Genomic DNA, 13,264 nt, shown 5'->3' with positions numbered 1-13,264 from the left:
TCTTGCGACTAAAAAGACTTATAATTCAATTAATTATAGAAATAGAGGTGATTCATAATGGCAGAACTCGTATTAGATCACATTTTCAAATTGTATGACAATAAAACAACTGCTGTTTCTGATTTCAATTTACATATCCAAGATAAAGAGTTTATTGTATTTGTTGGTCCTTCTGGTTGTGGAAAATCAACTACTTTGCGTATGATTGCAGGTTTAGAAGACATTTCTGATGGCTCATTTTATATTGATGGAAAACTTATGAATGATATCGCTCCAAAAGATCGTGACATTGCTATGGTATTTCAAAATTACGCACTATATCCACATATGTCTGTTTATGATAATATGGCGTTTGGTTTAAAACTGCGAAAACTACCAAAAGATGAAATCAATCGTCGTGTAACAGAGGCAGCAAAGATATTAGGACTTGAAGATTATTTAAAACGAAAACCAAAAGCATTGTCAGGCGGGCAGCGGCAGCGTGTTGCATTAGGAAGAGCTATCGTTCGTGACGCAAAAGTGTTTTTAATGGACGAGCCTCTATCCAATTTAGATGCTAAATTACGTGTAAGTATGCGTTCAGAAATTTCTAAACTTCACCGCCGTTTAAACACAACTACTATATATGTAACACATGACCAAACAGAAGCAATGACAATGGCATCACGCCTTGTTGTTATGAAAGATGGTATCATTCAACAAGTTGGTACACCTAAAGAAGTATATGATACTCCTGAAAATGTTTTTGTTGGCGGATTCATTGGTTCTCCGGCCATGAATTTTTTTATCGGAACATTGAAAGATAACTATTTTTATATAGAAAACATTCGTTTCAAGGTACCTGAAGGACAATTGAAAAAATTACAGAAAAAAGGGTATAGCGAGAAAACACTTATACTTGGTATTCGCCCAGAAGACATTCACGATGAACCAATTGTCCTTCAATCTTCTCCTGACTCGACTGTCGAAATTACAGTTGAAGTAGCTGAGTTATTAGGTGCTGAGACTATGCTACATGGAAAACTTGTAAATCAAAGTTTTGTTGCACGAATCAACGCTCGATCAGAACCGAAAGCTGGCGATAAGCTTTCAGTAGCATTTAGTCTAACAAAAGCACATTTTTTTGATATTGATACAGAACAACGTATACGTAACAACTAAACATGTCTAATTGGCCGTTCCCAGCTTAGTTGGGTATGCAAACAAGCTGTGCAGAAAAATCTCTACACAGCTTCTTTCTCTAATTCCCCTTTATAAATACTATTTATCATCACTTTAATAGTATTTATCCATTGACACATCCTCTTTACTTTTTAACATTCTGTTGTTGAGTTGAAACGTTTCTAATATTTTTTCCCCTTCCTCTGTTGAATGCAAAATAAAAATATATAGTGTTGCAACAAAATAGCACATACACTTCATAATTCAATAGCACCTAATTATAAAATAATCGAAATACATATTCCCCACTTTTCATGTACAATCCCTAAGCTGATATACATGACTCCAATCATTAAAATATACGGTATATTATCTTAAAAAGTCCAAATAATAACAAATAAATCCATTAAAGAATGGGAGCTCTCTAAAATGAAACGAAAAATAATAACTCTCTTTACGCTTATATGCTTAGCACTACCAATACAAGCTAGTGCATACACATTTCAATCACTACCAATTGCGTCAAAGTCTAAACAGTGGTATATCGAAATTGACAAATCTCATAACTCAAACAAGCAAGCCGTGCAGCCAAAACAAGGTGTATATGATACGTATAGTTTACTCTTAAAAAATATTGGTAATGATGTTGCAAATGTATCGGTGGAAATACTTGATAACACACCTACATCTAAAGCTACCTTTAATCCTACTTCATCTAATAACAACGTTTCAAAAAGTCATACAAGCTTTGACTACATGGTATTCCCATTAGACTTTAATAGCCATAATTTTAAAGTTGTCATTACTTGGGAAGAAAAGAATTTCTCTTACAACGGTCATCCAGTACATGAGAGTAAAAAAATGAAGCAAACATTTGTGTTTAATGAAGAGTAAGTCCTAATTTGATTAGGGCTTACTCTTTATTTACAAAACCCGATTGAATTGCTTCTGTCACTTCTTTTGCAATATGTATTTTTGTAGCGTCTACACAGATTTTTTTGTCCCAAACATGTACGGAAGGCTCTTCATTAGACAAATGCTTAATTAAGATGAATCGATTATATGTCATTTTATTTTCTATAGGAGTAGCAATATACACCGTGAAATTCCTTGCTTCAAATACCTTTTCTCCCAAAACGTATTTACATCCCAACTCATGTACTACTAAATCATGTAGATTTTCTATAGTCATATACCATTCCCCCTTTTTGCCTACATAATCAATCGAACCGCCGAATACTTGGTACAGACAATGCCATTCCAATTGTTATGAGTACTAAAATAGCTAGCATTATAATTGTTATCTTTCCACCTATTACAGTAGCTAACCAGCCTACCACCACATACCCTAATGGTAATAAAGCAAATGAGCCTAACATATCAAGACTTGCCACTCTTCCAAAAGCTTCTTCTGGTACAAGCTCTTGTAAACTTGTTTCCCAAATAAGCCCAAATATCATAATACCGAATCCTTCAATTGCCATTAATCCAATTAAGGCGGGTGCCCAAGAAACGAAAGGCATAATTAATAACGCCATTCCACTAATTAAAACACCACCATACGCAAGTAATCCTCTCTTATGCCACCGCTGCCTCCCACCAAAAATTAGTGCTGCAATTACAGCTCCAGCACCAGAAGCAGCCATACCTAAGCCATACACGTAAGCTTCAAAATGATGATGAACATTAAACAACCATGGAATTAATACAACGATAACGCCTGCATAACAAATATTAATGAAAGAAAAGACTAGAATGGTAATCCACAACCACGGATGACTTTTTAAAACTAAAATACCTTCCATAAACTCTTGTTTGTAATCGATCTTACTCTTTTCAATGGGTTTTACTTTTTTAAACTTAATTTCTTTTAAAAATAATAAACATAAAAATGATAACAAATACGTTGCTGCATCTAGTCCGAAGCCTATCCCTGCAGATGTAACTGATACTATTAACCCACCAAGTGCTGGGCCAATTAATCGTATTCCTTGATTACTCATTTGCGTTAATGCATTAGCTGCATTTCGAATTTCCGGTACAAATACTTTCGCTCTTACAGCTGAATACGCCGGCTGAAATATCCCTTCCATAAGTCCATATAATGCCACGAGTACATATAGAAGTGGAATTGTTAAAACGTCCATAAATATAAGCGTTGCAAATAATAGCATTAATATGCAACGGATTATATCCGTAAATAACATCAATTTCACCCGGTCAATTCGATCCACGACTAATCCAGCAAACGGTAACGCAAGAATATTAGGAAGCATATACATTGCCATAGTCATTCCCATTACAACTGTTGAACCAGTTAATGAATATACAACGACTGGCAGAATAACCATCGTTATCGAACTACCTAAAGTCGAAAGTAATTGCCCAATCCATAAAAACTTAAAGTGCGGTGACACTTTAACTGGCAATAACAATTTACCGACATAACCTAAATTTTTCTCTGTTGGTATTTCTCCTTGCATATCTCTCTCCTCTTTTCAAACTAAGTTAATACCCGAAAATAAACACAGAAAATTCAATCTTTAATAACTTTAATTATATATGAAACTGTTAAATTATTGGTAGAAATATAAAAAAGAACATCGTAATGAATCTACACATATTATGTGTTGAATATAAATAAAAAAGGTGTTTTCATATATGAAAACACCTTTCCACTTTATAATTTTAAGTTCTTCTTCAATGTCCAATATTTTTCTGGAGCATTTTCAAGTGAGAATTCTACCCAGCCATTTGGATCTTCACGATATACGTTTACTTTTGTACCATTTTCTAATTTCCCAACTTCATTTTGTGTAACGTTTGGTACACTCTTAATTGGGTTGTTAAACGGGAATGGAACTTGATAGTAAGACCCTACCGACTGAACAGTAGTTTTTGCGTCTTTTGCATAATCTTTATATGGAATTGTTTCGCCTAATGCATCTACATTTAATGTATTAGGGTTTTTCGGTAATCGTTTGACATTTTGATAATCCTTGTTATTGAAAGGCTTAATACGTTCCATAATATTAGCAATTTTGCCAGCCCATTCTTTATCAGTTGAATACATTACATTCATCGCAGGTAATGTGTAACCTTTGAAATACTTAGCACCTTGTTCTAAGTAATTCTTTCTCACATAATCAGCATTGTATGAAATACTTAATCCATAAGATGGTAAATATTTTGCATGTGCGAATGGATCCCAATCATACGCTCGTAGTCCAAATAAATTATGTTTACGATATGCAATTTCTGATTTCCCGTATCCAGACTCTAAGATTGCATGTGCTGCTAAATATAAAGAGTTCACGCCATACTCGTTTTGCGCTTTAATAAAGTCTTGTCCAACTCCAACAAGCGGACTATCGGGATGATATCTTTTAATATAATTATCAATCTCTTGAGCTGTTACATTAGAAGGTAATGTTACATCTAAATCGATATATGATGCCATGGCGTTATATAAAAATTGTGCATATTCTTCACGTGTTAAAACACCTGTTGGATTAAATGCACCTGCTCCATTACCTGCAGCAACACCGTTAGACTCTAATGCACTAATCGCTTCATTTGCCCAATGATCTTTCGGAACATCATTAAATGTATGATTAGCTTTTACTTTTAGTTTAAAGGCTTTCTGTAAAATTACAGCCATTTCAGCACGAGTTAAAGATTCTTTCGGTCTAAATGTTCCTTTACCATCACCTACGAAAATCCCCATATCTGTTAAAGCTAAAATTTCTTTTTGGAACATTGTTGTCCCTTCGTTAATATCAGAGTATGGATTTTTATATTCGCTTTTCGCTTCTGGTTTTAATGCACGATATATTAATGCGGCTACTTGCTCACGATTTACAACATCCCCGAATCCAAACTTACCATTATCATATCCTGCAATAATTTCTTTTGATGTTAAATTAGTAATTGCTTTATACGACCAATGATCTTTCGGAACGTCTGGAAATTCTTTTTCAGCTGCAAATGAAGTTGCCGGAGCCATCACTACTTGAAGTGCGACTGTCACTGCTAACACATTAGAAATAACTTTTTTCATATTTTTTAACACGTTATGTATATGCTTGTCCCGTGTTAACTTGCCTCCCTTTATAATAAAATTTTCCCTATCAAACTAACAAACTCTTAATTAGTCAACAGTAAAAGTATACGTGATACAAATAAACTAATCTACCATTATTTTATTTATAATCAGCATAATACGATATATCTTTTTATTTTGATACAAAATTATATAAACTCATATGAAAAGCCCATCTCTATATAGAAGATGGGCTTAGCAAACGATGTTTTTATTTAGCCAAACGATATTTTGAAACATTGAAACCTTTCCACTCATAATAATCTAAAATACCAGCATAAACTGCTTCAGCAGCAATTTGTCTTCCTGATTCTGAAGCCAACTTCTCATAATCTGCACTATTATCTAAAAATGCTAGTTCAGTTAATACTGCAGGCATCTCATTTTCTCTTAGTACATAAAAGTCTTCTGGTTTCGCACCACGATCTCTTGTATCTAGAGCTTTAACTACTCGTTTTTGTATTTTCTCTGCTAACATACGACTATCTTTTTCACGTTCAGTTAATTCTTTCGTTTCAGATCCTTTATAATAAAAAGTCTCCGTTCCATATCCATCATGATTGTTAGAGCCATTTGCATGAATACTTACAAAAATATCTCCATTATGCTCTTTCGCGAACTCTACACGGTTTTTAAGGTCCTCAGGTTGATTTTCACCAAGACGGATATCCGTTTCACGTGTTAACAACACATGGAATGGAGTATTTTTATCTAGTAATTTTTGTAATCTTTTCGATGTATCTAATACAATATCACTTTCATATAATCCTTGTGTCGGCTTCCCAGAATCTTTCCCACCATGACCTGGATCAATAATAATTACTTTTCCTTCTAATGCATCTGGAATTTTAAGAGAATCTGATTTTGCAATAAATTGCGCTGTTTCTGCCTTCGTTACAGTTTTATTAGGTAGCCAAGCTGTACTAGTTACACCTTGTGAAATATTCAATTCTACTAAAATGTTCTCTTTATCTTTTCCCCAACTAGGATTTAAATATGCAAATTTTGTTGGTAATGGTTGTTTTACTTTCGCATCTAATTTATACGCCCCAACAAGCATCGCTGCCATAGAAACTCGGTCAATTTTACCGTCTGGATCAAAAATCCCGTTTCCTTTCCCTGCAATTACTCCTGCTTTTTCTACAGCGGCAATAAATCGAGTTGCCCAATGAGTTTTAGAATCTGTAAAGGTTGGCTGAGCCGCATTATCAATCGGTAACTTTAAAGTTTGCGCAATAATTGTTGCTGCTTCTGCACGAGTGATTTCTTTTCCAGGCTCGAACATTCCTGCATCATTACCTTTAATTGCACCTTTCTCTACTAAATAGAACCTTCTGCCCAGTCCCCTGCTGGGACATCTGGAAATGTTTTTGTTTGTGCGAAACTACTAGATGAATAAGATAATATACTAGCTGCAATTATTCCTGCTGCGATTATTCTATTTTTCATAGAATATATTCCCCTCTCAAGTACAATGTTTTTATGTAACAGACTAATTATAGTTCTGAAAATTAGTAATAGTCAATCTAATTTTGTATAATTTTGTATTATTATTGTATTTTTTGTCATAAATAACTACAATAAAAAACTATAAGATTTTATAAAAGGAGAGATTCGTATGAGTAAGAATTGGAAAGATATAGAACACCGCATTTATACAATGTGTATGATTCAACATAATAACGAAGTATTACTAATACGACGGCCGGATCATCTAGGCTTCCCTGGTTACATCGCTCCTGGCGGTAAAGTAGATTTTCCAGAAAGTATCGTTCAAGCTGCTAAACGAGAAGTAAAAGAAGAAACTGGATTACTTGTTTCAAATTTAACTTTTAAGGGATTAGATGAATACGTAAATCCGAAAGAAAATGTTCGATATATGGTATTTAACTATTGGACAGATTCATTTGAAGGTGAACTCCTTTTGAATCCTCCTGAAGGCGAATTATTATGGGTGCCAATTGATACAGCACTCAATCTTCCTATGCAAGATTGGTTTAAAGAGAGATTCCCATTGTTTTTTGAAAAAGGTACGTTTGAAATTCAGCGTGTTTGGGAACAAGACTTGGATAAACAAGTTGCTATGTCAATTACCCATACGTAAAAAAGCTTGGAATCTCTCCAAGCCTTTCTTACTTTCCCTCTATTTTCTTAATCTCATAATCAATTTCTAAAAACTTAACTCCAAATATCCACATCCTATGATTAGCTTCTAATATTTGATCCTTGCGCCCTTTAATAATAAATGTCTCTGCTAATGGTAAACGTATTGTAAAGAAACGAGTATGTAAATAAATCCCCTCATCTCCCCTGCCATTCTCTCTTAACTTACTTGTAATGATTAAAGCATTATCATCATTGCATAACTTCAAAATACCAGTCATATTCGAATATGGTAAAGGCAATGCGATATTCATATATGTCTCGTTCTTGTATGCATGCTTTGAATAGAGGGCTACAAAAACAGACTCTCCTGCTTCATTTTTTCTTAGCCAAGCCCTTACATTCTCTCTTCCATCCTTCTCATCTATTATCCCAATGATAGAGCCATGCATCGTTTCCCACTTGCCGCCCATTCCTAAATATATTTGTCCTACACGCTTACTCATTTTCTCATAACAAAATGCAACTGGGCGGAACCAACGAGTCCATTTAATATGCGATTGTAACTCATACTCTTTTGTATTTTCATAAAAACGAATAATACTTAAAGGAATCTTCGTCATGTCAAATGCCTCACTATGAAAATCATTCATTTTATCAACTAAACCTTTGTATTCCTTGCTATCTATTAAATTTCTGTTATGTAAAAATGCTTCACCAACTGTCGCATTTCCTCTTAACCTGCTCATTGTTTTCCCGTAATATTTATAATTCGGAGTACTCTTTTCAATCATCCAACCAAGAAAAGCTGGTAACGCTACTCCAATTCCATTTACAACACCGTGAATCCAGACCATTTGTGCAATTGTAATCGTCATTACTTGTTTGAAATTTCCGTATGAATATATGAGTGAAAACATTATTGTTACCATAAGTGTACTGGATGAAAGAGTAAGGAGAATCTTTGCACTTATAGCATTGAATTTCGTTCTCCATACGTAAATCCCATATCCATAAATGGCACATAAATATATGAACACTGCAAAAAATTCAAATACCCTCGAATACGTAATTCCTATTGCAACTGTCATTGGAGAAATGACGATGATAAACATAATAGAGTCATATAACTTACTTCCCTGTTCTCTTTTTCTTCCAAGTAAACCAGCTGATAACGGCAATAAAAATGCCGAGTAATGAAAGTGTGCCGCTGTGAGTAAGACAATGTCAGAACTAAAATGCATAATGGAAAGTTTCGCTACAGAAGCAAAGAACCAAAAACCACCTAGAAACAAATAAATAAACGCACTATCTATAGCTACTTCTTCTAGAGGCTTCCATCCTCTTTCTAGCAATCTACTTACACCAAATAATGCAACGATTCCTGTATATACAAACCAAAGTAGCGCAAAGAAATAGTGATTTGTTACGAAAGCTAGCATTGCACTAACTGCTGCAATTGGATATAAAAGCGATACAAATTTATAAGATAATAAATACGATCCATTTCTTGTTTTCTTATCAACAATGCAAAATGACATCGGTATAAATAACAAAATAGATAACAATATGATTGCTTCAACAGGATTTACATTCGACCACTCGTATATTAGAAATATAATATAACAAGCAAGTCCAAATATTATATTTTTCATCTCGTTTATTCCCTTTCCACAAATGTTCCCTTATATGAAAATAACGAACCAATTAACGGATTTCGTACTTGTACATGAATTCGAAAACATTGTAGTGTTTCATCATAACTTTCTACAATTTTTGCCTCTCCGTATAAAAATCTAGGTAACGGTATTTTTCTTCCAAACATAAAAAACCATTGTTTCTTTGAAGAAATATGCATCCCGCCTTTTTCATCAATATAAAAATTCAATGTAGAAACGAGTAAATGCGGCTCACCAAAATAATCTACAATTTCATTATTCTCTTCATCCAACTGCATAACAGCGTTAAAATATCTTTTCTTACTATGAAAATAAAAAGTACGATTCCACCGTACAAATTCATTTCCATGTTCATCTCGCTCAGCGGTATTATGTATCAAAAACGGAACTTTTTGCCCTCGCTCAGAGAAAAACATTCGAAACTTCGATGTAATTTTTAATATTAATTTAACGAAAAAAGATCCTCCATAAATTTCATCCATTTCCCCTTCCCCAATAAAGCTATTTTCCTTTGTTATCGCATATCGTTCCTGCAATTTTGGATGAAGCCTTTTATAAGAATCCCCTAATAATCTTTCATAAATATTAACCATATACTTATCCCTTTCTCGTCCTCTTGCAATTTTTTGCGCTTGGCAAATTAGTGCTATTTATATAACCGACAATCGATAACCCTATTAGAAGAAAATTTAATGTAATCGGATTAAACGGTTGCGTAAAACTAGCGATATTCGTCGATCCTGCCGCTAATGTTAAAACTATCAACAATATAATATGCAATATAAATAGTTTTCGCTTTTGAAGTGGCAATAGCCACATAACACCCCATATTATTTCTAAAAATCCAACTATTTTAAGTATAAAAATACTACTTTCATTCGATCCGATTAGTGCAGAAAGCATCTTTACTTCTTCTGAATGAGTAAACATCAATTTCGGTACAATCCCTTGATATAACCATACGAAAGCAAATAAAAAGCAAACTAGCCAATACGTCATCGTTCTTCTAATTAGCAACTTTGGATGAAGTCCCTTTTCTAACCATAATTTTAAAGCATCAAAACTCCATGCTGTCCCCCAACCTAATAGTGGACGAAAAACATATAAATCTATCACATTTCCTATACGACCAAATCTCGTATCATAATCATATTGCGTTTCAAAATGAATATGTTCTTCATTCGGTGTATACTTCCAATAACCACGCCCTATTTGTATAAGTGATAATTGATTGTCTGTCCAAAATTTTAAAGAGGAAATGCGTTCTCCAGTTTCTTTTCTTATTTCACCTATCGATTCCCCTTCTCCGGCTATTTCAAGTCCAAATCCGATCTTTGTTTTATATAAAAACTTCTGTGGTTCTCCCTCTTTTTTTTCTAAATACGAAATCTCAGTAAAACGAGCATCCCACTCTGTATGTATATCAGGCTCTTGTGTATATGCCCATAGTTTCTCCATTGTTGTGTTCATTTCTGTGGCTACATAAATAGGCTTTTTCTTCCCCATCCTTCCACCTCCCAGGCGCTATATTTTCAATGTACATGCAATGAATCGATTTTGCTACATTTTTCACAAACTAATTTAATAAAAAGATAGAATTTCAAAAAAATACAAAAAACACTTGATTCCCTGAAAAATTTAAATTATTATAAAACAAATGTTACCAACAACTTCATAAATCATACACTCTCGCCTAAAACGTGAGATAGAGGTTGCAACGCTTATAAGTATTCTAAAGGAGACACAGAGATGTCTATGATTTTAGAGGAAAGGAAGTGTTGCCGAAATTGATAAATTTCTCTGCATTTATCAATTGGGGCTGTTTTCGAATAGAAACAGAACTGTCATATGTACAGACGTGTACGTATGAAGAGCTATCTACAAAAAAGAGATATCATTTTTATGATATTCCTTTTTTGGCGGTTTTTTTATTAGCTCCGTTTTCTGTTTCCCTTTTCCTGTAACAGCACCATCCTCACTTATTTGAGATGGTGTTTTTTATTTTTCTCTCTGGTAACTACAGGAATATTGGGATTTGTATATGTCCTAACCTATTCTTAAAAATGGACGAAAGAAGGAATTCGTAATGGAAACGATTGTACAAAAATTTGGCGGTACTTCTGTCGGAAGCGTCGAACGCATTCAACATGTAGCAAATTTAATTATTGAAGAATATGAACGAGGACATAGTATTGTCTCTGTCGTTTCAGCAATGGGAAAAAGTACGGATAAACTTGTAGCACTTGCTAACGCTATTACTGAAAATCCAAGTAAACGTGAAATGGATATGCTCCTATCTACAGGAGAACAAATAACTATTTCATTATTAACAATAGCACTACAAACAAAAGGTTATAACGCAATTTCATTAACAGGATGGCAAGCTGGTATTACGACAGAATCTGTACATAGTAGTGCACGGATTACTGACATTAACACCACTCGTATTCAGTCTTACCTTACTGAAGGCACGATTGTTATAGTAGCTGGTTTCCAAGGAATAAGTGAAGAAAATGAAATTACCACACTTGGCCGCGGTGGCTCCGATACGACTGCTGTCGCATTAGCTGCTGCACTAAAAGCAAAAAAATGTGATATTTATACGGATGTGACCGGCGTATATACGACTGATCCACGAGTTGTACAAGATGCTTATAAATTAGATGAAATTTCTTATGACGAAATGTTAGAGCTTGCCAACCTCGGTGCTGGCGTATTACACCCACGCGCTGTTGAATTTGCTAAAAATCATAATGTAATTTTAGAAGTTCGCTCAAGTATGGAACAAGAAAACGGAACAATTGTAAGGGGAGAATGTAACATGGAACAACAATCAATCGTTAAAGGTATTGCATTTGAGGATAATATTACACGTGTCACAATTAAAGGGTTAGAACAAGGTGCACTTTCAACAGTTTTCTCTACATTAGCAGCAGCACATATTAATGTAGATATTATTATTCAAAGTATTACAAATGAAGGAACTGTTCACCTCTCCTTCTCAATCCATTCTAATGATTTAAGAGAAACATTAGAAGTATTGGAACAAAATCAAGAAGCACTTCACTATGAATCTGTAGAACATGAAAATCATTTAGCAAAAGTATCAATTGTAGGATCTGGTATGGTATCTAACCCAGGAGTTGCTGCGAATATGTTCACTACTTTAAAAGAAGAAGATATTCATATTAAAATGGTAAGTACATCAGAAATTAAAGTATCTGTCGTTATTGACCGTCTTCATTTAGTAACGGGTGTTGAAGCACTTCATCAATCATTTATGGTGAAAATTGAACCTTTAGTGCAAATGATTTAATTTCCACCAGTAAAACTTACAACAAATTATATGAATCTATTTCCTTCCTATATAAATAGAAAGCTGTTTGCATAGTGGAAAGTGAGAAAAAGGTTATTTAGTTTAAAATAAAGTCGTTTGAAGAACAATAAAATTGTTAAAAAACGGAAGCAAGTCATTCTATTCAACAATCGGGCAGTTATCTCCCACCTAACTTCCTCGCATTCGCCGAATTTTGAGGTGGGAGTCTTATTGCCCGCAAATAGCGGGATAAATTTTTACACATAAGGAGATAAAGACTATGGCAAACAACAGATTACTAAGAATGGACAATGTCAGCATCGTTGTAGAATCTCTTGATAACGCAATCTCTTTCTTCAAGGAGATTGGATTAAAACTCGAAGGGCGAGCTACTGTCGAAGGTGAATGGGCTGGTCGCGTAACTGGACTCGGTTCTCAGTGCGTAGAGATTGCTATGATGGCTACGCCAGATGGTCACAGCCGAATTGAACTTTCGCGATTTCTCACCCCACCTACTATAGCAGATCACCGGACAGCTCCTGTAAACGCCCTCGGTTATCTGCGCGTCATGTTCACCGTCGAGGACATTGACGAAATGGTATCCAGACTTACTAAGCATGGTGCTCAGCTCGTTGGCGAAGTAGTTCAGTATGAGAACTCGTATCGACTCTGCTACATTCGTGGAACCGAAGGAATTTTAATCGGTTTGGCGGAAGAACTCGGTAACAAATAAGTAAGTGATGTTTTATAAAAAGCCTTTACTGAAATATGCATTGCTGAAGTAAAAATATTTGAAGAAAATTCTTATTCAATAAAACTTAGATTTTCAACCCCGTCCTAACTTTAGAACGGGGCTATACTCGTTTGAGCTTTTAAAATTAAATAACTTTATTATCATTTTAC

11 protein-coding genes, 1 pseudogene and 1 riboswitch are annotated in these 13,264 nt (G+C 34.4%); of the genes and pseudogenes, 5 read left to right on the top strand and 7 right to left on the bottom strand.

The window, feature by feature from the left end:
- Window positions 1-57: 57 nt before the first annotated feature.
- Window positions 58-1,161, top strand: coding sequence for an ABC transporter ATP-binding protein (locus tag ABH955_RS16145; RefSeq protein WP_404444515.1), 1,104 nt, complete (start codon window positions 58-60; stop codon window positions 1,159-1,161).
- Window positions 1,162-1,590: 429 nt separating this feature from the next.
- Window positions 1,591-2,055, top strand: coding sequence for a hypothetical protein (locus ABH955_RS16140; RefSeq protein WP_002168672.1), 465 nt, complete (start codon window positions 1,591-1,593; stop codon window positions 2,053-2,055).
- Window positions 2,056-2,074: 19 nt separating this feature from the next.
- Here the strand turns inward: ABH955_RS16140 and ABH955_RS16135 are convergent, their stop codons facing one another.
- The 4 genes and pseudogenes from ABH955_RS16135 to ABH955_RS16120 form a co-directional block, all read right to left on the bottom strand.
- On the bottom strand, window positions 2,075-2,353 hold the full coding sequence (locus tag ABH955_RS16135; RefSeq protein ID WP_002135550.1) for a hypothetical protein: 279 nt from the start codon (window positions 2,351-2,353) through the stop codon (window positions 2,075-2,077).
- A gap of 28 nt (window positions 2,354-2,381) precedes the next feature.
- Window positions 2,382-3,644 (bottom strand): MFS transporter, encoded by a 1,263-nt coding sequence (locus ABH955_RS16130; protein WP_404456233.1) that lies wholly within the window; start codon window positions 3,642-3,644, stop codon window positions 2,382-2,384.
- A gap of 197 nt (window positions 3,645-3,841) precedes the next feature.
- Window positions 3,842-5,221 (bottom strand): S-layer homology domain-containing protein, encoded by a 1,380-nt coding sequence (locus tag ABH955_RS16125; RefSeq protein ID WP_404444758.1) that lies wholly within the window; start codon window positions 5,219-5,221, stop codon window positions 3,842-3,844.
- Window positions 5,222-5,474: 253 nt separating this feature from the next.
- A pseudogene (locus ABH955_RS16120) lies at window positions 5,475-6,712 on the bottom strand (N-acetylmuramoyl-L-alanine amidase).
- A gap of 169 nt (window positions 6,713-6,881) precedes the next feature.
- Between ABH955_RS16120 and ABH955_RS16115 the strand changes: the two are divergent.
- On the top strand, window positions 6,882-7,367 hold the full coding sequence (locus ABH955_RS16115) for an 8-oxo-dGTP diphosphatase (RefSeq protein ID WP_404456230.1): 486 nt from the start codon (window positions 6,882-6,884) through the stop codon (window positions 7,365-7,367).
- A gap of 28 nt (window positions 7,368-7,395) precedes the next feature.
- On the opposite strand, the gene ABH955_RS16110 is transcribed toward ABH955_RS16115, so the two are convergent.
- The 3 genes from ABH955_RS16110 to ABH955_RS16100 are packed head-to-tail and all read right to left on the bottom strand — an operon-like array spanning window position 7,396 to window position 10,551.
- Complete coding sequence (locus ABH955_RS16110; protein WP_404491352.1) at window positions 7,396-9,021, bottom strand: YndJ family protein; 1,626 nt, start codon at window positions 9,019-9,021, stop codon at window positions 7,396-7,398.
- Window positions 9,022-9,026: 5 nt separating this feature from the next.
- A complete protein-coding gene (locus ABH955_RS16105; protein ID WP_404444534.1) occupies window positions 9,027-9,638 on the bottom strand; it encodes a DUF4166 domain-containing protein in 612 nt (203 codons plus the stop codon).
- Between the two features lie 4 nt (window positions 9,639-9,642).
- Window positions 9,643-10,551: a DoxX-like family protein gene (locus ABH955_RS16100; RefSeq protein WP_404456224.1), complete on the bottom strand. Its 909-nt coding sequence runs from the start codon at window positions 10,549-10,551 to the stop codon at window positions 9,643-9,645.
- Window positions 10,552-10,743: 192 nt separating this feature from the next.
- Window positions 10,744-10,930, top strand: a riboswitch (Lysine riboswitch).
- A gap of 201 nt (window positions 10,931-11,131) precedes the next feature.
- Here ABH955_RS16100 and ABH955_RS16095 point away from each other — a divergent pair.
- Together ABH955_RS16095 and ABH955_RS16090 are read left to right on the top strand one after the other, a co-directional pair.
- Window positions 11,132-12,361, top strand: a complete 1,230-nt coding sequence (locus ABH955_RS16095) for an aspartate kinase (protein ID WP_404456221.1) — start codon at window positions 11,132-11,134, stop codon at window positions 12,359-12,361.
- Between the two features lie 280 nt (window positions 12,362-12,641).
- On the top strand, window positions 12,642-13,094 hold the full coding sequence (locus ABH955_RS16090) for a VOC family protein (RefSeq protein ID WP_404456218.1): 453 nt from the start codon (window positions 12,642-12,644) through the stop codon (window positions 13,092-13,094).
- Window positions 13,095-13,264: the final 170 nt, after the last annotated feature.

Origin of the sequence: Bacillus sp. RC240 (genome assembly GCF_044907945.1) — a bacterium.
Lineage (GTDB): Bacteria > Bacillota > Bacilli > Bacillales > Bacillaceae_G > Bacillus_A > Bacillus_A mycoides.
This window is presented reverse-complemented; position numbering and strand designations above follow the sequence as displayed.